This is a genomic window from Flavobacterium beibuense F44-8 (genome assembly GCF_000769915.1).
GTDB lineage: Bacteria > Bacteroidota > Bacteroidia > Flavobacteriales > Flavobacteriaceae > Flavobacterium > Flavobacterium beibuense.
The window spans coordinates 271,769-291,296 of the sequence record NZ_JRLV01000001.1 but is presented as its reverse complement, the minus strand read 5'-3'; the positions used below and the strand labels follow the sequence as shown (position 1 = coordinate 291,296).

The following is a 19,528-nucleotide window of genomic DNA, read 5'->3' as shown; positions in this document are numbered from 1 at the left end:
TAAAATCTATAAAAGAAATGAGCGGAAAAATAGGAACAGGGGTTGACGCATTTTTACTTAATAAAGGAAACAACGAAGGTACTGGCGGTAAGTTTGGAATTGAAGATAACGCCTCAAATGTTGATAGAACTGTTGACATGGGCGGCAAATCATTCTCATTAAATAATCTTTCAGAATTTAATCTTGATGGCGTTCCAACAGCTGAATTTATCCCTTTCTTTTTCGATGAAGTTGAAGAAACCGGAAACATGGATTTGTATACTGAAGTACCATTTCCGGGATATGAGGATAGGTCAATGGTACAAATATTTGATGATGAGTTTAACGATACAGGTCTTGATACAAAAATATATCTTACAATAGACGGCCAACCCGTCGAGCTGACAGGTGAGTACTTTCTTTTTAACGAAACAATCCCGGTTTACTTCCTTCCGAAAATTAATACTGAAGATTATGACCTTATGGGTTACGACAGCGTTAGAAAAAAACTTGATGTTTCTTTAAATGTACCCGCTGTTAACCCAGATGATGAAATACAGCCGAAAGATATACTATTAGTTACTTCTGATAAGAAATTAAGAGTTGGCCAACTTCCTGACATGGGAACACCATCATGGATGGATACACTACAGGAAAACGGTGCATTAACAGCCAATGCTTACTCTTTTATGAGTCCGGGTGTCATTTTCAATATGTACGGAACTAATCAAAATTCGCCGGTATTTTATGTCAGTAATAATTCAAATCCAATTCTTGCAAAACTGCAAGTTGGTGTAGGTCAAAATGGCTATTTGGATGCTGGTATTAGTTTTTACAATGACCATACCGAGATAAGAAGGTTCTTTCAGTATCAGCTTGACAATAACGAATGGATGGTACAGTATGATAGAACAATACCCGATGCCGGTTTTGTTCGCGGTCAATGGGGCTATGTCAAAAAGTTATATAATGGTGCAAGCGGTGTAGGCTCTAAAGACTATTACATTGAACTATTCCCGGACGATGGCCACAATATACAGCTAAGTGGAGCAGCATCGTTTAAAGGCAAAGTTTTTATTGTTAAAGTTTCAGGAAACGGCAATGTTACCTTATCAGTAACAAATAACGGAACTATAAACGGAAAGGATTCCATAATACTTGTTCCGGGAACTACTATTGAAGTTATCCATGACGGAACGGAGTACAGAATTATATCTATAACAGCTAAAATCCAAAATAACAACATTGTTAAGCTTCAAACCGCTGAAGAATTAAATACACTTTACCCGAATGCTTTTGAGGGTTTTGAAGTGTTTTGCCCTAATGTATCTACTCCCGTACTCTATCGTAAAACAGCATTTGACGGAATATGGATTGGAATAGAACCACAATACTACTTAACACCAACACAACCATAATGGATATTTCTCACTTATTAAATTTATTTTTTGGCAGTACTACACTTGTAAGTGTTTATGTAGCATGGTCATCACGTAAAGCACAAGTACAAATAACAGAAAGCACAGCAATACAGGAATTGCAAAAAGCCTATGCCACATTTGTACAGGATACAAACCAAAGGCACACTGAAATGAAAACCGAAATATCATCCTTACGCCTTGAATTACAGGGATGGAAAAATAAGTGCCAACATTGTAAAGCAGCATAACATGAAAACAAAAAAACACACTTGGCCAGTAAGCTTTTTAATTATCCTTTTTTTACTTTTTTCGGCTTCAGGATGCCGTAATCAAAAGCTTCTAAAACAAAACACATCTACTGTTAACATTGACAGTCTTAAACAGGTTTTTAAAAAGCTTACAGAGATTAACGGAGAAATAAAAGACAGAACCTCTTTCTATCTTCCTGATGTAAAAACCGGTAGTTCTGACTGTGATAGCATTTGCAATTCCCGAATAAGGGAAATGCTTAACAGTATTAACAGAGAAATTGAATCCGGAAACAATAGGTATCAACTTCTTTACAACGAGCATAACAAAACGTTAGAAGTCTTAGCCCAAATAGCGGCTACTAAAAGTGAAAATATCGAACAGCACCAACAGGAGTTCAAACAGGAAAAAAAAGAAGTAGTAACGGAAGTACCTGTTTACATAATTCCTATTTTCTACAAGTATAGTGCTTATTTCGGATGGGTTTCTGCATTGTTCCTAATTAACTATTTACTAACTAAACTAAAATCATGGCTGCCAAAAAAATTATTTACATAGGCGTTGCAGCTACTTTAATACTTATTCTTATGTCAAACACTAACAAGGCTTTAGCTGCAATTACGAAAAAACAAAAAATAAGAGGATGCGATCCGCTGGGGTGTGGCTCTTTTGGCGCACGAAGGGGAACACATACACATCAAGGCATTGACATTATAGCCACTCCGGGTGAGGATATATATTCACCTATAACTGGAAAGGTAACACGAATAGCTTACCCTTACGCAAGTGATTTAAGTTATACCGGGGTTGAAATTGTGAACGAAAAATATAAGGTTAAAATGTTTTATATGTCTCCTACAGTTGCAATCCCTTCAGTAGTTACTGCCGGTAATAAAATAGGGGTAGCACAAAATATCAGTGCAAAACATGGGGCTGCAATGACTAATCATGTTCATATCGAAGTAAGGAACAGTTTAAATCAATTAATTGACCCAACCGACTTATTTTAAGTAATGAAAAAAACTATTGTTATTGCCGGTCTTATTATTGGCGGTATTGCTTATGCCAGTTACAGGAAAGTTCAAAAGCTGAAGGAAATTTTTAATCAAATGAAAATCCAACCTTCAGGGCTAAGAAATGTAAAGATTGGGGTAGACTACTTTACTTTTAACCTTGACCTAACTATTGAAAACCCAACTACTGAAGCATTTTCTTTAAATGCCGGAAGTACTGCCAGTTTTAAAAGGGTTTTAGCTTACCGTAACGGTCACTTTTTAGGAATGGCCACACTAAACCTGAACATGGTAAACATACCGGCTTTCAACTCATTTGAATTAAAAAACGTTCCCTTTCAGATTTCATCAAACATTGTAATTCAAAATGCATTAAGTATTGAAAGCTTTTCAGTGGAACAACTAACATTTGTTGTCGTAGTTGACATATTAGGAAAAGAATATTACATAGAGGGCTAATTATGGGAGTAGTAAAAAAATTTAATGGCCTCATAGGGAGGCGTAAAGATATTAAAAGGGAAGAAATAAAAACCCTTATTAATGCAGCTGTAGAACAGGAACAATTTAAGTTAGCTGCAAGATTAACAAATGTACTTGAAAGTAACCCGGATGATACTGTTTTCAGATTTAGGAAAAATACTATTCCGGCTATAGATACAGTGCCGGAAAGCTTTTTAAAGTGTTTAGACTGTGAACAGGATTCGGATAATGAAAGTATTGGTTTAGGTAAAGCTGTTTCACCTGATGAAATTTATCAGATGATTACCGATAGAATGATAGAAAAAATACGGGAAGCAAATACCCCAAGGTATGTACAAAAATGGGATGCTAAAGTATACGGTAAAGGCTACCTATTACCTTTTAATTTCGTTTCAAAGAAAATGTACAGAGGTATTAACCGTTATCTTCTTACTGATTTTGAGCCATTAAAAAACCCGTTTTACCTAACATTTAAACAAATTGAAGAATTAGGAGGTAAACTTAAAAAAGGAAGTATAGGGATTCCTGTTGTGTATTTTACAGAACTGTATAAGTACTACAACCCTACAACGAAAGTAGATATAGGGAGTTACAACCTAAAAAAATTCATTGCTTTACTTGAAGAAAACAGAAGTAATATTCCTGAATTTAAAGCAGGGCTTTCTCCCCAGCAGATTGCAAATAATAATAAACTGCCAATCCTAAAATATTATAAGGTTTTCAATGGGAAAGACGTTGAAGGCATCGACTTTGACCTTGACAACTTTAAACACGGATATATTGAAAATGAGTTACCGGCAACCGAAGAGCATAAAATGCCAATAGCTGAAGCCATTATCAAAGCTTATCCTTCACCACAACCAAAATTAGGTTTTGGCGGTGGCAGGGCATACTACTCACCTACCTCCGACCGTATTCAAATGCCACATATTGTGGATTTTGAAACCTCACAGGATTATTACCGAACGCTATTTCATGAATATGGCCATAGTACGGGATATAATAAAAGACTGGACAGGGATTTAACCGGACGTAAAGGATCAAAGAAATATGCTTTTGAAGAATTGATTGCCGAATTTACAGCAACCTTTTTGAGTGCCGAGGCTGGTATATTATGGCATACTAATACAAATCATCCGGCTTACCTTAAATCATGGAATACAGCACTTACTCACCTTCAAGACGATAACCGTTTTTTAATGCGTGCTGCAACGAAGGCACAGGCCGCAGCTGATTATGTGTTAGAGTACAATAAATCAGGAGAGCCTAAATACTTCAATGATTTGAAAAAGATAGCCAAAGAAAAAGAGGCTAAAGAGAAAAAAGAAAAAGCAGCAAAAGCCAAATCAAAAAAAGTTCTGAAGCCTACCCCGGCCACTACTCGCAAAAAACAACCTTCTAAATCGGAACAGTTAAACCTTTTTGGTTTAAACGGTAATAAAAAACGTTCTGTTCTTAATGGTATAGCACCGGCAGAACCGCAACAACTCATAACAGTTCCGCAAGTAATACAACCGTCCGTTGTACAACCATCAACTAAAAACCCACGAGTTTTAAATATAGGTGCAGCGGCAAATGAAGTGCCGGCAGAATTTTATACTGTTGATGGTGAAGCAGGTAAGTTCCTTCAAGCTGTAGAACGTAAGCCCGAACATAGTGTAGTTATTACAATGGATGGAGAGCAGGGAGCAGGTAAAACCACGACACTATACAAGTTTATGAACGCTTTTGCTACTCCTGGTAATCGTTGTTTGTTTATTTCGGGTGAAGAGCATCCGGCCAGTTCCTTAGCAAAGGAAAAAGTAGATAAGTATCTAACTCCCACAGCACAATCAAATATTGATACTGTTGCCGACGTAAAGGACACACAAGACTTATACAGCCTTGTTAAAGATTACGAGGTAATATTTATTGACAGTTGGCAAAAGCTTGTAAGAATGGTAGGTACTATTCACCTCGATGAAGATTTACGAAAGAAGTTTAACGGTAAAGTTTTCGTAATAATTTTTCAGCAAACTACCACCGGTAGAACCAAAGGAGGTGCTGAAGTTGTCTTTGATGGTGATATAATTATAAAAATGGTGAAAGAACCGCGTTTTGCTGATAATTATGCCTATTTCGATAAAAACAGGTACACTAAAGTACCTATCGAAACTATTAGGTACAATATAGCAACCGGTACGATTTACAACCCCATTGCGACTGAAAATGAAGGAGAGGCCGAACCCGTTGCAACGGATATAGAGGAATTAAATTTTGAAGTTATATAATTAAAAACTAAGTTATGAATAAAAAAATGATTCTTGGCGTAACACTTTTAACCGGTGCAGCCTTGTTAACCTTTAAAGACAAGATTTTTGGCGATTCCAGCACTCAAAACACACCCGGAAATATAAGTACCGGAGGTAACACAAACACCGGAGGTAATACTGGTAGTACTGGAAATACTAATGGCAATAATAATGCTATTGCAGCTAAATACGAAGGTGGTGTAGTGAGAACCCCGAACGATGCCGGTTGGTATAGGGTGATTAATGGTAAGAGAGTGGTATATCAAAGTATAGAGGGGTACTACGCTGATGGTTCAAGACAAACTTATGACCTACCTCAAAGTGAATTTAACCAAATTCCAAGTAATACACTGGAGTATATAAACAGTTCCGGAAAATTAGTAAGATGGTAAAAGACTTTCTTCGTACGGATAAAAAAATTGCTTTTTAAGCATTTTTTTTATTATATTAGTTTCACTATTGACAAGGTAAGGTGTGTCAATTAAATTAAAGCCCCGTTAAAGATGTGGTTTCTGTACTCGGGGCTTAATTTTTTAATCACCACTCAATTAGAAAACTTTTATTATAATATCTTTATATTGATGAAGCTAGCAGTTAAACAAATTAACTGCTAGCTTTTTGTAATTTAGAATAGACTTTTTATTAAAAATAATCAGTTAAAAAGCTAACCTACTTACTAACAAATTAGTATTTTAGCAATCGAAAATTCAAGAATCTGAACAGACGTAAAATGGTAAAGAACAGTAAATTAGTAGCTCCTTTTTTAAAATGGGTTGGAGGTAAAAGACAGCTTATGCCTTCCATTATTAATTTATTACCAAAAAACATCAAAGATTTAGATTATATTGAACCCTTTATTGGTGGTGGTGCCGTGCTTTTTCACTTACAGCCTAAGAATGCAATAGTTAATGACTACAATAAAGAGTTAATCAACGTATATGAAGTTATAAAAAGTAATCTTTCCGAGCTAATAGATGATTTGAAAAAACACGAAAATAATGCTGATTATTTTTACAAAATACGTGGTTTAGACAGAACCGAGGATTTTAATACTTTATCACCTATCCAAAGAGCTTCCAGAGTTATTTTTTTAAATAAAACTTGTTTCAACGGTTTATATAGAGTTAATAATGCTGGAGAATTTAACGCTCCTTTTGGCCGCTATAAAAATCCTAATATTGTTAATGAACCTACATTAAAAGCTGTAAGCAAATACTTGAATTCAAACAATATTACTTTAAGAAGTGAGGATTACGCAGATATTATTAATAATGCTTCTCAAAACTCTTTTATATATCTAGATCCACCATATCACCCGCTTTCTGAAAGTTCTAACTTTACAGGATATGTGCAAGGAGGATGGGATGCTTTAGATCAGATCCGATTAAGAGAAAATTGTGACCTTCTTACTAAAAAAGGCGTTAAGTTTTTACTTTCTAATTCATCTGCACCACTTATCAAAGAACAATACGCACATTACAATATTACAATTGTCAAGGCAAATAGGGCTATTAATTCTAATGGCTCCAACCGTGGCGAAGTTGATGAAGTTTTAATTCGTAACTATGAGTAGTAGATCTAAAAACGATATAGCTTGGGAAAAAATATTTGACAAACACAAAATCATTAATAAAGTTTTGACCAATGGCCATACAGTTATTTCCTCTTCCACTATAAATGAATTTAGGGAAGCTCGTTTAATGACTAAATTCGATCATAGATCTCAACTTCCAAAACTTTTTAGCGACAATAATTTATCTATTCTCCCAATTTCCAGAGGTGAATATGTAATTGGTTCTTTTGAGACTTTTAGTAGCTTTAACAAAGATGAAATAGATATTTCGCATATTGAATTTCCATCATTTTTAGAAAGTTTAGACTATAGAAACATAACCAGTGAGGCGACAGCGATAAACTGCGCATTTGTATCTAAGATACTTCACGACTTTACAGAAGAAGACAATTTATTACCTACCGTTAGTGGCCGTATGAGTTCTTTATCATTTGACTTCGGTATAAATTCATCGAAGGGTTTATTTAAAATTAATGTTGAAAATTCACAAGTAGAGATTGATGGTGGTTATGAAGGTGACAATTCCTTAAGCCTAATAGAGGCAAAAAATTACATTTCTGACGATTTCTTAATCCGACAGCTTTATTATCCCTACAAATTATGGAGCAATAAAATACAGAAACAAGTTCGTCCAATTTTTTTAACTTATACTAATGGTGTTTTTCATCTTCGTGAATATGCTTTCGACGATATAAATCATTATAATTCACTTATTTTAGTAAAGCATAAAAAATATGTAGTTCAAGACGGAACTTTTAATATTGAAATTCTTCAAGAAATTTTAGAGAGGACAAAAACCGTTAAAGAACCTGAAATACCATTCCCTCAAGCAAACAGCTTCGAAAGAGTAATTAATTTATGTGAACTTCTCAATCAAAAAGAATTCTTAACAAAAGAAGAAATCACTCAAAATTATGACTTTGCGGATAGACAGACTGACTATTATTCAAATGCAGGTAAGTATTTGGGATTATTAGATATTGCTAGAGATCCTATAACTCGACAAATTGGGTGCCAATTAACACGTCAGGGAAAATATATATTCAATACCAATTTAATTGATCGGCAGAAAGAGTTTGTTAAACTAATAGTTTCTCATTCTGCATTTAAAAAAACTTTGCAACTCTATCTTGAAAATGGAGAAATTCCAAACCAAAATCAAATTGTTGAAATAATGAAAGGATCAAAACTATATAAAATTGGTGCAGAAAAAACATATTTTAGACGAGCTTCAACCATAACTGGATGGGTTAATTGGATAATGAATCAACTTGAAGAATAATTATTACAAAACTCATTTTTTAGCCTTTAATTAAATAAGAATAATCGTCAGGCAATTCAGCATCAATATCACGTAAATATTTTTCTAAAGCATCCATAGTGCTATGCCCGGTAATAAGCATTAACCGGCTTTTACTTTCAAATGGTGTTAATTCCTTTCTAAGCTCACGATAAATCCTTGTAATATAAGTATGCCTGAAACTATAAAGGCCATATTCCTCGCCCAAACCTAATTCATCTTTAATAATTTTAAATCGTTTTCCGAAATGATTACGCCTATTTACTTCTTTCGCATCCCACTCACCCACCCCATTGGGTGTAAAAATAAAATCAGTATTTTTAAAGGGTGTTAAATCTGGAATATCCTGTAACAGAATATCAGGAATTATCTTTGTTTTTACGGGCTGATTTTTTGCACGTACTTTCAAAATTTTATCAATTATATGAATATCCTTTTTCTGAAGTCGGCAAACTTCAACAGGCCGTAGCATATTAATAGATATGAACTTTACAAACAACAATAAATGTTTGTCTTTTTCGGCCATCAATTTGAGAATATCTTCTTCCTGCTGCTTCGTATAGGTTTTGTTTTTTTTCGGACTGCTTTTTAGTATGTCTATACCTTCAATAATATTCTCCTTAACAATCTGATTATTTTTAAGGATTTTGTATAACGACGATAATGCCGCCCGAGTATTATTTCGATTTCTAGGACTTGTGCGTTGCAATATATCATTTAGAAATCCAATAGCATCAATACTTTCTATCTCATTCATTTTTGCAGTAGCAGGCTTGCTATCTACTAGCCAATCCCTAAACCTCGTAATACGGCTTTTAAAATCGTTATAGGAGCTTTCCGAATGTAGGTTCTTTGCGTACGCGAGTGCAAAATCAATTGCTTCAGCAACTTTCTTTGCTGAATTGATATTAACCGGTTCTTTATCTGACTGGCCGGATAAAATGCTGTTATCGGGTTCAGGAGTATAAGGGTTAAAACCTTCCTCCAATATTAACTTTACAGACTTGCACAAAGCCCGGGCGCGCAAAAGTCTTTCCTTAACAGTGTTGTAGTTATCTAAATCTGCATATATAGGCGGTTGGCGCTCTAACTTTCCCGTTTCAGGGTTTCTAAAAGAATAGTAAACGTACCACCTTCTATTAAGGTCGCCGCCTCCGTCGTAAATAGTTGGTCCTCCGTATTGTTTTTGTTTCTTCAAATCGTATTCAAAAACGTATTCAAAATCGTATTCATTGCGTAATATCCTGTTGATTGAAGGCATAAAAAAAGCGGTTTTAAATTGCTTTAAAACCGCTTGGCTGCATATTGCGTTTCTGTAGCGAAGACGGGAGTTGAACCCGTGACCTCAGGGTTATGAATCCTGCGCTCTAACCAACTGAGCTACCTCGCCAGATATTCTCGGTCATTACGTCCTTGAATGCGGGTGCAAATATAAAACTAAATTTAAAGGTTGCAAATATATTTTCAAGAAAAAAAATTATTTTTCAAAACGCTTTCATTTCAAAACTAAAAATTATATATTTCAAAAAAAATAACAAAGTATGGACGTTAAAGTAAAATACGAACTGGAGTTTCCTATAACATCTTCCCCACAGTTGTTATATCAATATATATCAACACCTTCAGGCTTATCAGAATGGTTTGCCGACAATGTTAATTCAAGAGGAGAAATATTCAGCTTCCTTTGGGATGGCTCTGAAGAGAAAGCGAGGCTTGCCTCAAAAAAAAGCGGCGAGAAAGTAAAATTCCGTTGGCTTGATGAAGACAATAAAGACACTGATTACTATTTTGAGATTCGTATTATAGTTGACGAGATCACAAAAGATGTCTCTTTAGTAGTTGTTGACTTTGCAGATGAAGACGATGTAGAGGAGTCAAAACAACTTTGGGACAACCAAATTTCCGACCTTAAACATGTAATAGGTTCTGTTTAGGAATTCTTTTATATAAGACTTATATTTGCCCTGAATTTTCAGGGCTTTTTTTATGATTAATTACAACGGCAATCTTACAGAAAACACAAACATTTCAGTAGAACAAAACAGAGGATTTTTATACGGCGATGCCGTTTTTGAAACCTTAAAAGTTGTAGACGGAAAAATATTGTTTGCAGAAGATCATTACTTCAGGCTAATGGCTTCTATGCGAATTGTAAGAATGGAAATCCCTATGTATTTCACTATGGAATATATGGAGGAACAGGTCAAAAATCTGGCTAATGCTTTAAACATAAGCGCTTCCTGCCGTGCCCGACTTACTTTTTTCAGAAAATCAGGCGGGTTTTACCTGCCAACCACAAACGATTCTGAATTCATCATTACTGCCGAAGCTTTACAGGAACCCTTATACAGTTTTACCGAAAACTCTACTTATGAGGTAGACCTGTTTAAAGATTTTTATGTAACAAAACAGCTTTTATCGACCATTAAGTCAACCAACAAAATGGTACAGATAACCGGAAGTATTTTTGCACACGAAAATGGCCTTGACAACTGCCTGCTTATCAATGATGAGAAAAATGTTATTGAAGCGCTTCAGGGCAACATATTTATGCTTAAAGGCAAAAAACTGGTTACCCCTCCTATTACAGACGGATGCCTTAACGGGATAATGAGAAAGCAGATTCTTGCTATTGCCCACAAAACTGAAGGCCTTGATGTTAGCGAAGAGAGCATTTCACCTTTTGAACTACAAAAAGCAGATGAAATTTTCATCACCAATGTGATTAAGGGAGTACAACCTATAACAAAATACCGCAAGAAGGAATACGGCAGCACACTGGCTTCCGAACTGATAAAAAAACTTAATGTACTTATTAGACTAGGCTAGTTTAATGAAGGATTTTCAGGAGAATTAGACCATATAAGGTAATCCCCTCCAAGCTCCATTATTTTCTCTTTCCAGAAAGAGGTGCTTGATTTACCTATTATTTTATTTTCATAACGGTTCTCAGATACTATCCAGGAATTATCCTCAAGTTCATCTTCAAGTTGATGAGCAGCCCAACCCGTGTATCCTAAAAAGAAACGAATATTACCCTTTTTAATCTTACCCTGATTGATAAGGTGTTTTGTAGACTCAAAATCACCTCCCCAGTATATGCCATTAGAAATTTCAATACTATCAGGTATTAAATCGGGGATATTATGAATAAAGTAAAGATTGTCCTGTTCTACAGGTCCACCGTTATAAATTTTGAAGTTTCCTTCCACCTCAGGAAGCAAATCTTTTATAGAATATCCTAAAGGTTTATTGAGTATAAAACCTATAGAACCTTCATCATTATGATCAGCTAGTAAAACTACAGACCTGCTAAATGACAGATCTCCAATGGATGAGGGTTCTGCTACCAGCAAATACCCTTTTTTGGGTTTTAGTGTAATCATGGGCTTACCTTTTTATTAAAATAAATTTAAAGAAAAAATACCTAGTTCCAAAATAATTACCTAAAGATTTAATTAAAAAAGCCTCCAAACAGGAGGCTTTTTAACTTATATTTTCAAGATATAATATTAGTTTACAGAACCGTCAAGCTCAGCACCCGGCTTAAATTTAACTACATTTTTAGCAGCGATTTTGATTGTAGCACCAGTTTGAGGGTTTCTACCTTCTCTTGCAGCTCTTTTAGAAACTGACCAAGAACCAAAACCAACTAAAGATACTCTTCCTCCTTTTTTTAATGTATCACCTACATTACCAACAAAAGATTCTAAAGCTTTTTTTGCTGCACCTTTAGATATTCCTGCATCTGCAGCCATTGCGTCGATTAATTCTGATTTGTTCATAATAAATGTTATTAATTGTTTGGTTAAAATTATTGTTTTTCTAATCCTGTACTACAAATTTAATAGGAAAATCAAATTACGCAAGTAAATATAGGTTAATTCCGTTTTTTTGTTGATAACTTCAAGATAAATGTTAATAAACTTGTTTGTTTTATTAAAATTTTCTTAAAATATCAGTATTCACAAGGGTTACAGCGCCTTAGCAGTATCAGAAAACTGCATTCCGTTAAGCAATTCATGAGCCGCCATTTTTTTCTTACCCGGAAACTGTAAACTCTTAACATTTAAGTAACCGTCTTTAACCGCAATTTTTATCTCTTTCTTAGCATTTACTATAGCACCTACCTCTTCATTTGGCGTAACCGACTCAAAAGCTGTTTCATACACTTTTACATTCCATTCCTGCCCATTATCTGTAAAATAAGTCCAGGCAGCTGGGTAAGGGCTTAGTCCTCTCACTAAGTTATGAATTTCAATTCCGGTTTTAGACCAGTCTATCTTGCAGTTATCCTTATTTAATTTATAAGCTGTTTTTATATCGGCAATATCCTGTTGTATTGTAGTAGCGGCCTTACCTTCCTCAATAAGACTAAGGGTTTTTATAACCGCGCCCTTACCAAGCTCCATAAGCCTGTCATGTAGCTCTCCGGCTGTCTCATTCTCCCCAATACTAACCTCCTCTTTAAGTATCATAGCACCGGTATCAATTTTTTCATCTATAAAAAACGTAGTAACACCAGTTTTTGACTCACCGTTTATAACAGCCCAGTTTATTGGAGCAGCCCCTCTGTATTGAGGTAGCAACGATGCATGAAGATTAAAAGTCCCCAACTCAGGCATTTTCCATACAGCTTCAGGCAACATCCTGAAAGCTACTACCACCTGCAAGTTAGCATTAAGCGCTTTTAGTTCGGCTAAAAAAGATTCATCTTTAAGATTAGTAGGCTGTAACACCTGTAAACCTTTTTCCATTGCATACTCCTTAACTGCCGAATACTTTACCTTTTGCCCCCTTCCGGCAGGCTTGTCGGGCGCTGTAATAACAGCAGCAATATCATAGTTATTATTATATATAGTATCGAGTATTCCAACGGCAAATTCCGGCGTACCCATAAACACGATTCTCAGCTTATTCATTATTTTAATATATATTGATTATTGGTATTAATCTTAATCTTATCGTTTTCTAAAAGTATTTGTATTACAAAGATAACTTCATCGGGCGTAAGCTCAAGCTTTTCTTCAATATCTCTTGAAGATAAAGCCTCACTACTTATCAGCTCTAAAACCTGTAAAGCCACCTGCGAAGGATCTTTTACTTTTTTGTTTTTTGCTATGCAGTAAGAACATATTCCGCAATCTTGAGTAGCCTCCTCATCAAAGTAGGTAAGTATGAGTCTGCTTTTACAGGTTTGCAAATTTTCAATGTAACTAATAACAGCATCAAACTGCTGTGTTTTAATATTGTTTTGCTTTTCCAGAAATTTAGCTACCCTGTTAATAGTTAACTCGTCCTCCCTAACCTCATTAAAAGTCAGTTTACTGTCGTTACCCAAACTCCTAAAAGATATCACCTCTTTTTCATGAAGCCTTTTAAGTACCTGCATTAATTCCTCTTCGCTTATTTTAGCTTTTCTAACAATTAAATCGGTATTGAGACTGGTCTCCATATCAAACACTCCCGGATAACTCCTTAAAATAGTCAATATAGCCTCTTCATCATTTCTGTTAAGACTTATGTAACGCATCACCTCCTTACTCGGAATCAAAAACTGTATGGTTACTTTCTCAGAAAATTCTTTAGACAAAGTAACAATCCCCTGCCTGTCCAAAAACTGTAGCGCATTATACGTTTTAACCACAGGCAAATCATACTGTCTGCAAAATATATTAAGATTAAAAGCAAAACTTTCGTTTATCCCTTCTCCGTAAGCTATCTGGAGATAATTATTAAGCCTTACATACACCTGTTTTAAAAACTTTTTATCAGGCAATACTTCTAAAAACTGATTTTTCCCTATCTGGGTATCAGCCTTATTAACCAGCAATACCGCAAAAGCTTTCTCGTTATTACGTCCTGCCCTACCAGCTTCCTGATAATAGCTTTCCATATTATCAAGCAACTGTATATGGATTACAGTTCGAACATTAGGCTTATCTATCCCCATGCCAAAAGCATTTGTCGCTACCATAACCTGAGCCTGCTCGCTCATCCAGAGCTGCATATTTTTTTGCTTTTCGGAAGAGGTTAAACCTCCGTGATAAAAAGTTGCTCTGAAACCTAATGATTCCAACTGACGGGAAACATCATAACATGCTTTCCTGTTCCTTACGTATATGATAGAAGGTTGCGGATTTTTAACCAACATCTGTTGTATGCGGCGTAGCTTATCTTCGGCCTCAAAAACCATATAAGCCAGATTTTTCCTTGCGAACGATTTGATGAAAACAGCCGGATCATGTAACTCCAAATGTTTTATCATATCCTCTCTAACCCGCTTTGTAGCCGATGCCGTAAGGGCCATAAAAGGTACATTAGGCAGGTATTTTTTTAAGACCGAAACTTTAAGGTATGCCGGCCTGAAATCATGCCCCCATTGTGACACACAGTGTGCCTCATCTATAGCTACTAAATTTATGGGAAGCTCTTTAATTCTCTCCAGTATCCAGTCGGCCTGAAGCCTCTCTGGAGACAGGTACAAAAATTTATAATTACCGTAACGGCAGTTATCCAGTAAATCACTAATCTCATCGGTAGAGATACCTCCTGTAAGCGCAATTGCTCTTATCCCGATGCGCGACAGATTCTCTACCTGATCTTTCATTAACGCTACAAGTGGAGACACTACAAGGCACAGCCCCGGAAGCATCATCCCCGGAACCTGAAAACAAACCGATTTACCCCCGCCGGTAGGCATTACCGCGAGTGTATCTTTTCCGTTTAAAACAGATTGTATGATTTGTTCCTGAGGATCCCTAAAGCTTTCGTACTTCCAGTACTTACTAAGAATATCAAGAGGTTGTTGCATAGTTATATTACGAAAGATGCTCTAAGATAAAAAGAATTCTGTTATCCAGCGTTTCTTTTGGCACTTCTATTAAGTTATAGCCGTAATTTGTATAGGTTTCAGCCAAATGATCAGCAATCAGTTTAGCCTGTTCGAAATTCTCATAACGTTCTTCATCAGGAGTATATATTTCTTCCCAGGGCGGTAAAAAGAATATTTTGGTATAGCGGTGATTTTTACACGCTTCATCAAAAAAAGCAGGATAAGCATCGCCTATATAGTGCATATAAGCCAATACATCCGGTATACCTCTATCCAAAAAAACTACCGGAACCGTTTCCTGTTGTGCCTGTGAGTGCTGTTTTTTACGACCTTCCAGCAAAAGTTCACTAAACAGCAAAGGCTTCTCTAAGAATAACTGCTCTATACCCTGCCTACGGGCTTCCAGCGTTACCTGACGTGAAATTTCAGGGTAACAGATATACCCCCTTTTAGCAAGTTCGTTAATCAAAGATGTTTTTCCCGAACCCGGTCCTCCTATTATTACTACTATCTCCTTTTCCAAAACAATGTATTAAAGCACAAAATTAATCAAACTTACAAAATAGCTAAACATGGCACGTTATTTGAATATTTTAAACCAAAACATTATATTTAACGCAATGTTAAATGTTTTTTACTAAAAAAACGCGTTATATATATTTAATGACGTAATAAAGGATAAATGCTATGAAGGACACAGGAAACACATTAACGCGAAAAAAGAAGTATGCACACTATTTTTCTTTTAAAAGAAAGGATGCAATTATACGATATATTGAAATTGCCGTGATTACCATTATGGCGATAATGGTAATTGGCGGTCTATATGGAATTTTTAACTAGATTTTGCCAATTCGTTTTAAATGAAAAACTCCCCTTTAACAGGGGAGTTTTTTTATACAATAAGGCAAGATGCAGAAATTGGCACTGGTTAAATTAAGGCATAGGTGCATTTCCGGCCTCCATATAACTTTTAAAACCTTCAATATCTTTAGTTATCATTTTCTCAAATACTGGGCTTAGTAGTTTAGCAGCCGCTTCACCAGCAGCACCCATTGGTGCTTTATAGGAAATGGTTACTTCTACATCTGTGCTGCTACCGTTATCTTTAAACCTCACTTTACCTGAATTATGAATAGCAGCTCCTGCAAGCGAATGCCAACTTAACAATTCATTTGGTTTATCGTCAAGTATTTCGGCATTCCATGAAATAGTACCAAGTTCTCCCGGAACTTTTGCTTTCCATTCAGATATCTCCTCGTTTACCTGCCTTACACTATCAAGATGCTCCATAAACAGAGGTAATGATTCCAACTGCCTCCAGGCATGGTACACCTCAGCAACATGTTTATTAACCGTAAAAGCAGATGAGATAGTCACACTACCGCCTTTTAACAATTTTGAATTACTCAAAGCGTCATATGCCGGGCAGTAACCACTTATACCTCTAAACAGCATTGTACCTGCCGTAATACCCTCAAGTACTTTTCTTTCATCTTTTTTACTAAGTGCTCTGTATAATAAATAAGCACCTCCTGCAATCATTAAAGCTCTTTCTGCTTTCCCTACATTAACATGCAGTCCGGGTACTATACTCTTTTTCCCATGCAGGTATTCATCTGCCTCCTCATGATTAGTAACCGAAGCATATCGGTTGGGATCAGTACCAGAGGGGTCGTATTTAGAAAAATTCCTTTTTAAGTTCCCTGTTTCTTTTCGCTGTATCACTTTTGTTTCCATGACTTCACTTTTTTGAGATTGTTTTGATTAATTGCCTCATATAAAGTTATTTAATATTCAAAACAGCAATAGCCAACTATATGATAAAGTATTCTTAAGGATGTGATAAAAAACTAAAAACCACCCTATTGGGTGGTTTTCTATCTAAAATATTTTTGTTGTATTTATTTAACCGAAATGTACCTCTAGTATGTCTATTTCGTCTTCTTTCACCTCATTATTGTTATCGGCAATGATATTGATTCCCGAAACGCGTAATGATTTCACTTTGTTTTTTCCTGCTTTTACCAGTCTTTCAAAGTTAGACGGGTGAAGCATTAGCATTACATTTCCTTTAAGGGCATTTGTTAGAATAAATCTCTTAATGGTAGCAAGGTCGATGTTTTTTCTCATGGTAACGTGGAGTTGGTTAATGTTACAAAGATGAGATTTAAACCTTTAAAATTTTGGTAAGAAAAAGCCAATAAATGTTTAAATTTTCCTAAAAATTTATTTTATCGACCAAACACTTGATTTTATCTTTTAACTACCATAATAATCAATAAAATACAGTAAAAAGACGATTTTTAACACTTTAGAACCTTATCCGAAAAACTTAAATTTTAAGTCTTTTTTAACAAACTGAATTAATTGCACCTTAAAAATCAGTCTTCATAACCACATAAAGTACGTCCCTTATCTTTAGCTTCTTTAAGAGTAACTTCTTTAATATCGGCTTTACAGTTTGAAAGTCCCCGGCAGTTTTTATTGTAATGATATCGCTTTGAACTTTTACCCGTACATATATACACATCACTTTCCCCGCTTCCGTTAAAAGCAGTAAGAGGAACAAGCAACAATAGCAGTAAAAGTTTTTTCATAATCATTACTCTTTCTTTTGCCTGGCGGCGTTAAGCCCTTTTTCCCAAGCCGAACGATCTATAATATAAAACTCATTTTTATAACAGTCCCAAACCGACACTTTCGTTTTAGATAATACGTAATGTTTTTCCCAATTGGTATAAGGACTGTAAAGCATCAGCACACAAACATCTGTAGCAGTTATAATATCATCTTCGGTATGGGCATGCAATGAATTTGTTTCTGAAGAATTACCACTATAGTTTACCGGAGTCATACTACTATGCAGTTTTTCAACATTATCAACCGTATTATCATCATTAAAGGTAATAAGATAATCGTTTCCAAAAATAACTACATTACCTTTTTTAGGACCAGTAAAAAAGTAAACCATTTTTTTCTCTTTATATATAAGAGGCACCGGATTAAAAGAAGTATAGTTGTAAAACTCAAAAACAGGATTTCTGTTAAGTTCTGCCATTGCTTCCTTTCTTATACTGTACAGGTCATTTTCATAATCACTAAACTCCCTGGCAACGGTATCAATTTGAGCTCTTACAGATAAATAAGTATCATCAAAAGAAAACACTGCTACGGTTTTAGGCACAGTATCCCTGTCATAAAAAACACAAATGTTCCTGTCATTCTCTGTATAAGAAAAATACCCTCCTGCAAGTTTACTTTTTTCAGGAAAGCGGTCTAAAAACATATCTGTCCCCTGCCATGATGCCTTTTCTGATTTATAAAGAAGCTTGCCCTGCTCCATGATTTCTTTCTCATTATGTTGTGAAAACAAGCTTGTTGGACAAAAAATTGTAAGTAGTAATAAAGTAGTAAGTTTGGAAATAAACCTCATTTGGTATGCTATTTAAAGAAAAAGCAATTTTAATTAATTTTCACATGGCAAGCATGAATTTTATTTAAAAATTGGTTGTTAAAAATATTTTTTAACAAAAAATATAGTAATATAACAGATTGTCAGCTTTTTAACTTCTGTTAAAAACTCAAAATTTATTAACATTTCTCTAACAATATTTTACCTACATCGTTTTTTTAAGTGTTAAAATTTAAAGTTTTAACAATTTTAACTAAACTTAATTCAGTAGAATATCTATTTTTATCGAAACATAAATAAATAACCAAACGCTTATGGAGAAAATTACTTTTAACGCTATGCGTGAATTTATTATTGAGAATGAATTAACAGACAGCGTGTCTATCACGCTGCATCCGGACAATTTCGACGAACTTGTTTTGGATTATCTGGACTTTAACGACAATCAGATTGAACGTCCGTTTGAAATTCTTGGAATTGAAATCCTGCAGGATAACTCTGGAGACATTCCTAAAAGCAAAATCCATATTATGGAAAACGCTCAATAATTTTCACTTTACGACCAAAAAACAATCGAAACCCCGCTTAAAGCGGGGTTTTATTGTATACATAATATTGTAATCTTTAAAACATAAAACTATAAGTCAAGCATAACAATTAAGTTGCAACTTGCAATACAACCTCCCCTACTCAATACCTTAAGCAAACCAACAACTTTATGCATAACGATAAAATAAATTTTGCAGGAATACGTGATTATATTCTGGAAAATGAACTTACAGACAGTGTAGCAATTGTATTACACCCTGATAGTTTTGACAGCCTGGCCATGGATTATATTTCACAACATGGCTTTATGGAGCGTCCTTTTGAAATATTAGGAATAACCATATTGGAAGACACAACAGGAAGTATATCACGAAACAAAATCGAAACAGCTGAAATATAAAAAAGCCTCCCGAAAGGGAGGCC

General features: G+C 35.2%; 23 protein-coding genes and 1 tRNA gene. 13 read left to right on the top strand and 11 right to left on the bottom strand.

The window, feature by feature from the left end; translation table 11 throughout:
- Positions 1 to 17: 17 nt before the first annotated feature.
- The 9 genes from Q763_RS01405 to Q763_RS01365 all read left to right on the top strand — a co-directional run bounded on the left by Q763_RS01405 (position 18) and on the right by Q763_RS01365 (position 8,288).
- Complete coding sequence (locus Q763_RS01405; protein ID WP_035130277.1) at positions 18 to 1,397, top strand: hypothetical protein; 1,380 nt, start codon at positions 18 to 20, stop codon at positions 1,395 to 1,397.
- Entirely contained in the window at positions 1,397 to 1,648 is a 252-nt protein-coding gene (locus tag Q763_RS01400) for a hypothetical protein (RefSeq protein ID WP_035130276.1), read from the top strand. The genes Q763_RS01405 and Q763_RS01400 overlap by 1 nt, the downstream gene beginning before the upstream one ends.
- 1 nt (position 1,649) lies before the next feature.
- Positions 1,650 to 2,207 (top strand): hypothetical protein, encoded by a 558-nt coding sequence (locus Q763_RS01395; protein WP_035130274.1) that lies wholly within the window; start codon positions 1,650 to 1,652, stop codon positions 2,205 to 2,207.
- Positions 2,180 to 2,659 (top strand): M23 family metallopeptidase, encoded by a 480-nt coding sequence (locus Q763_RS01390; RefSeq protein ID WP_052123180.1) that lies wholly within the window; start codon positions 2,180 to 2,182, stop codon positions 2,657 to 2,659. The genes Q763_RS01395 and Q763_RS01390 overlap by 28 nt, the downstream gene beginning before the upstream one ends.
- 3 nt (positions 2,660 to 2,662) lie before the next feature.
- A complete protein-coding gene (locus Q763_RS01385; RefSeq protein ID WP_035130273.1) occupies positions 2,663 to 3,121 on the top strand; it encodes a hypothetical protein in 459 nt (152 codons plus the stop codon).
- 2 nt (positions 3,122 to 3,123) lie between these two features.
- Complete coding sequence (locus Q763_RS01380) at positions 3,124 to 5,412, top strand: zincin-like metallopeptidase domain-containing protein (RefSeq protein ID WP_035130272.1); 2,289 nt, start codon at positions 3,124 to 3,126, stop codon at positions 5,410 to 5,412.
- Positions 5,413 to 5,426: 14 nt separating this feature from the next.
- Positions 5,427 to 5,825: a hypothetical protein gene (locus tag Q763_RS01375; RefSeq protein ID WP_035130271.1), complete on the top strand. Its 399-nt coding sequence runs from the start codon at positions 5,427 to 5,429 to the stop codon at positions 5,823 to 5,825.
- Between the two features lie 338 nt (positions 5,826 to 6,163).
- Complete coding sequence (locus Q763_RS01370) at positions 6,164 to 7,006, top strand: DNA adenine methylase (RefSeq protein ID WP_035130269.1); 843 nt, start codon at positions 6,164 to 6,166, stop codon at positions 7,004 to 7,006.
- Positions 6,999 to 8,288, top strand: coding sequence for a type II restriction enzyme (locus tag Q763_RS01365; protein WP_052123179.1), 1,290 nt, complete (start codon positions 6,999 to 7,001; stop codon positions 8,286 to 8,288). The genes Q763_RS01370 and Q763_RS01365 overlap by 8 nt, the downstream gene beginning before the upstream one ends.
- Positions 8,289 to 8,307: 19 nt before the next feature.
- Here the strand turns inward: Q763_RS01365 and Q763_RS01360 are convergent, their stop codons facing one another.
- Entirely contained in the window at positions 8,308 to 9,567 is a 1,260-nt protein-coding gene (locus tag Q763_RS01360; RefSeq protein WP_035130267.1) for a tyrosine-type recombinase/integrase, read from the bottom strand.
- Between the two features lie 55 nt (positions 9,568 to 9,622).
- Positions 9,623 to 9,696: transfer RNA gene (locus tag Q763_RS01355), tRNA-Met, on the bottom strand.
- Between the two features lie 151 nt (positions 9,697 to 9,847).
- Here Q763_RS01355 and Q763_RS01350 point away from each other — a divergent pair.
- Positions 9,848 to 10,240: an START-like domain-containing protein gene (locus tag Q763_RS01350; protein ID WP_035130265.1), complete on the top strand. Its 393-nt coding sequence runs from the start codon at positions 9,848 to 9,850 to the stop codon at positions 10,238 to 10,240.
- Between the two features lie 52 nt (positions 10,241 to 10,292).
- Positions 10,293 to 11,135 carry an aminotransferase class IV gene (locus Q763_RS01345; RefSeq protein WP_035130262.1) on the top strand — a complete coding sequence of 281 codons (843 nt, stop codon included), beginning with the start codon at positions 10,293 to 10,295 and terminating at the stop codon, positions 11,133 to 11,135.
- On the opposite strand, the gene Q763_RS01340 is transcribed toward Q763_RS01345, so the two are convergent.
- The 9 genes from Q763_RS01340 to Q763_RS01300 form a co-directional block, all read right to left on the bottom strand.
- Positions 11,132 to 11,692 (bottom strand): YqgE/AlgH family protein, encoded by a 561-nt coding sequence (locus tag Q763_RS01340; protein WP_035130261.1) that lies wholly within the window; start codon positions 11,690 to 11,692, stop codon positions 11,132 to 11,134. The genes Q763_RS01345 and Q763_RS01340 overlap by 4 nt on opposite strands.
- A gap of 126 nt (positions 11,693 to 11,818) precedes the next feature.
- Positions 11,819 to 12,091 (bottom strand): HU family DNA-binding protein, encoded by a 273-nt coding sequence (locus Q763_RS01335; RefSeq protein ID WP_035130259.1) that lies wholly within the window; start codon positions 12,089 to 12,091, stop codon positions 11,819 to 11,821.
- A 189-nt stretch (positions 12,092 to 12,280) separates the two neighbouring features.
- Positions 12,281 to 13,228 (bottom strand): methionyl-tRNA formyltransferase, encoded by a 948-nt coding sequence (gene fmt, locus Q763_RS01330; protein ID WP_035130257.1) that lies wholly within the window; start codon positions 13,226 to 13,228, stop codon positions 12,281 to 12,283.
- Positions 13,228 to 15,120 (bottom strand): RecQ family ATP-dependent DNA helicase, encoded by a 1,893-nt coding sequence (locus Q763_RS01325; protein ID WP_035130255.1) that lies wholly within the window; start codon positions 15,118 to 15,120, stop codon positions 13,228 to 13,230. The genes fmt and Q763_RS01325 overlap by 1 nt, the downstream gene beginning before the upstream one ends.
- A gap of 7 nt (positions 15,121 to 15,127) precedes the next feature.
- Positions 15,128 to 15,664, bottom strand: a complete 537-nt coding sequence (locus tag Q763_RS01320) for an AAA family ATPase (protein WP_035130252.1) — start codon at positions 15,662 to 15,664, stop codon at positions 15,128 to 15,130.
- Between the two features lie 413 nt (positions 15,665 to 16,077).
- Positions 16,078 to 16,881, bottom strand: a complete 804-nt coding sequence (locus Q763_RS01315) for an SRPBCC family protein (RefSeq protein WP_084595989.1) — start codon at positions 16,879 to 16,881, stop codon at positions 16,078 to 16,080.
- 168 nt (positions 16,882 to 17,049) lie between these two features.
- The gene (locus Q763_RS01310) at positions 17,050 to 17,274 is read right to left on the bottom strand and encodes a hypothetical protein (RefSeq protein WP_035130248.1); all 225 of its coding nucleotides are present in this window, start codon (positions 17,272 to 17,274) and stop codon (positions 17,050 to 17,052) included.
- Between the two features lie 251 nt (positions 17,275 to 17,525).
- Positions 17,526 to 17,741: a hypothetical protein gene (locus tag Q763_RS01305; protein WP_035130659.1), complete on the bottom strand. Its 216-nt coding sequence runs from the start codon at positions 17,739 to 17,741 to the stop codon at positions 17,526 to 17,528.
- A 5-nt stretch (positions 17,742 to 17,746) separates the two neighbouring features.
- The gene (locus tag Q763_RS01300) at positions 17,747 to 18,577 is read right to left on the bottom strand and encodes a hypothetical protein (RefSeq protein ID WP_052123178.1); all 831 of its coding nucleotides are present in this window, start codon (positions 18,575 to 18,577) and stop codon (positions 17,747 to 17,749) included.
- A 293-nt stretch (positions 18,578 to 18,870) separates the two neighbouring features.
- Between Q763_RS01300 and Q763_RS01295 the strand changes: the two genes are divergently transcribed.
- Positions 18,871 to 19,104, top strand: coding sequence for a hypothetical protein (locus Q763_RS01295; RefSeq protein WP_035130246.1), 234 nt, complete (start codon positions 18,871 to 18,873; stop codon positions 19,102 to 19,104).
- A gap of 170 nt (positions 19,105 to 19,274) precedes the next feature.
- Complete coding sequence (locus Q763_RS01290; protein WP_035130244.1) at positions 19,275 to 19,505, top strand: hypothetical protein; 231 nt, start codon at positions 19,275 to 19,277, stop codon at positions 19,503 to 19,505.
- The last annotated feature ends 23 nt before the right edge of the window (positions 19,506 to 19,528 follow it).

What these genes read in the sequence shown, in the direction of transcription:
- Q763_RS01405 (WP_035130277.1), top strand. Translation starts at nt 18, where the DNA reads ATGAGCGGAAAAATAGGAACAGGGGTTGACGCATTTTTACTTAATAAA.
- Q763_RS01400 (WP_035130276.1), top strand. Translation starts at nt 1,397, where the DNA reads ATGGATATTTCTCACTTATTAAATTTATTTTTTGGCAGTACTACACTT.
- Q763_RS01395 (WP_035130274.1), top strand. Translation starts at nt 1,650, where the DNA reads ATGAAAACAAAAAAACACACTTGGCCAGTAAGCTTTTTAATTATCCTT.
- Q763_RS01390 (WP_052123180.1), top strand. Translation starts at nt 2,180, where the DNA reads ATGGCTGCCAAAAAAATTATTTACATAGGCGTTGCAGCTACTTTAATA.
- Q763_RS01385 (WP_035130273.1), top strand. Translation starts at nt 2,663, where the DNA reads ATGAAAAAAACTATTGTTATTGCCGGTCTTATTATTGGCGGTATTGCT.
- Q763_RS01380 (WP_035130272.1), top strand. Translation starts at nt 3,124, where the DNA reads ATGGGAGTAGTAAAAAAATTTAATGGCCTCATAGGGAGGCGTAAAGAT.
- Q763_RS01375 (WP_035130271.1), top strand. Translation starts at nt 5,427, where the DNA reads ATGAATAAAAAAATGATTCTTGGCGTAACACTTTTAACCGGTGCAGCC.
- Q763_RS01370 (WP_035130269.1), top strand. Translation starts at nt 6,164, where the DNA reads ATGGTAAAGAACAGTAAATTAGTAGCTCCTTTTTTAAAATGGGTTGGA.
- Q763_RS01365 (WP_052123179.1), top strand. Translation starts at nt 6,999, where the DNA reads ATGAGTAGTAGATCTAAAAACGATATAGCTTGGGAAAAAATATTTGAC.
- Q763_RS01360 (WP_035130267.1), bottom strand. Translation starts at nt 9,567, where the DNA reads ATGCCTTCAATCAACAGGATATTACGCAATGAATACGATTTTGAATAC.
- Q763_RS01350 (WP_035130265.1), top strand. Translation starts at nt 9,848, where the DNA reads ATGGACGTTAAAGTAAAATACGAACTGGAGTTTCCTATAACATCTTCC.
- Q763_RS01345 (WP_035130262.1), top strand. Translation starts at nt 10,293, where the DNA reads ATGATTAATTACAACGGCAATCTTACAGAAAACACAAACATTTCAGTA.
- Q763_RS01340 (WP_035130261.1), bottom strand. Translation starts at nt 11,692, where the DNA reads ATGATTACACTAAAACCCAAAAAAGGGTATTTGCTGGTAGCAGAACCC.
- Q763_RS01335 (WP_035130259.1), bottom strand. Translation starts at nt 12,091, where the DNA reads ATGAACAAATCAGAATTAATCGACGCAATGGCTGCAGATGCAGGAATA.
- fmt (WP_035130257.1), bottom strand. Translation starts at nt 13,228, where the DNA reads ATGAATAAGCTGAGAATCGTGTTTATGGGTACGCCGGAATTTGCCGTT.
- Q763_RS01325 (WP_035130255.1), bottom strand. Translation starts at nt 15,120, where the DNA reads ATGCAACAACCTCTTGATATTCTTAGTAAGTACTGGAAGTACGAAAGC.
- Q763_RS01315 (WP_084595989.1), bottom strand. Translation starts at nt 16,881, where the DNA reads ATGGAAACAAAAGTGATACAGCGAAAAGAAACAGGGAACTTAAAAAGG.
- Q763_RS01310 (WP_035130248.1), bottom strand. Translation starts at nt 17,274, where the DNA reads ATGAGAAAAAACATCGACCTTGCTACCATTAAGAGATTTATTCTAACA.
- Q763_RS01305 (WP_035130659.1), bottom strand. Translation starts at nt 17,741, where the DNA reads ATGAAAAAACTTTTACTGCTATTGTTGCTTGTTCCTCTTACTGCTTTT.
- Q763_RS01300 (WP_052123178.1), bottom strand. Translation starts at nt 18,577, where the DNA reads ATGAGGTTTATTTCCAAACTTACTACTTTATTACTACTTACAATTTTT.
- Q763_RS01295 (WP_035130246.1), top strand. Translation starts at nt 18,871, where the DNA reads ATGGAGAAAATTACTTTTAACGCTATGCGTGAATTTATTATTGAGAAT.
- Q763_RS01290 (WP_035130244.1), top strand. Translation starts at nt 19,275, where the DNA reads ATGCATAACGATAAAATAAATTTTGCAGGAATACGTGATTATATTCTG.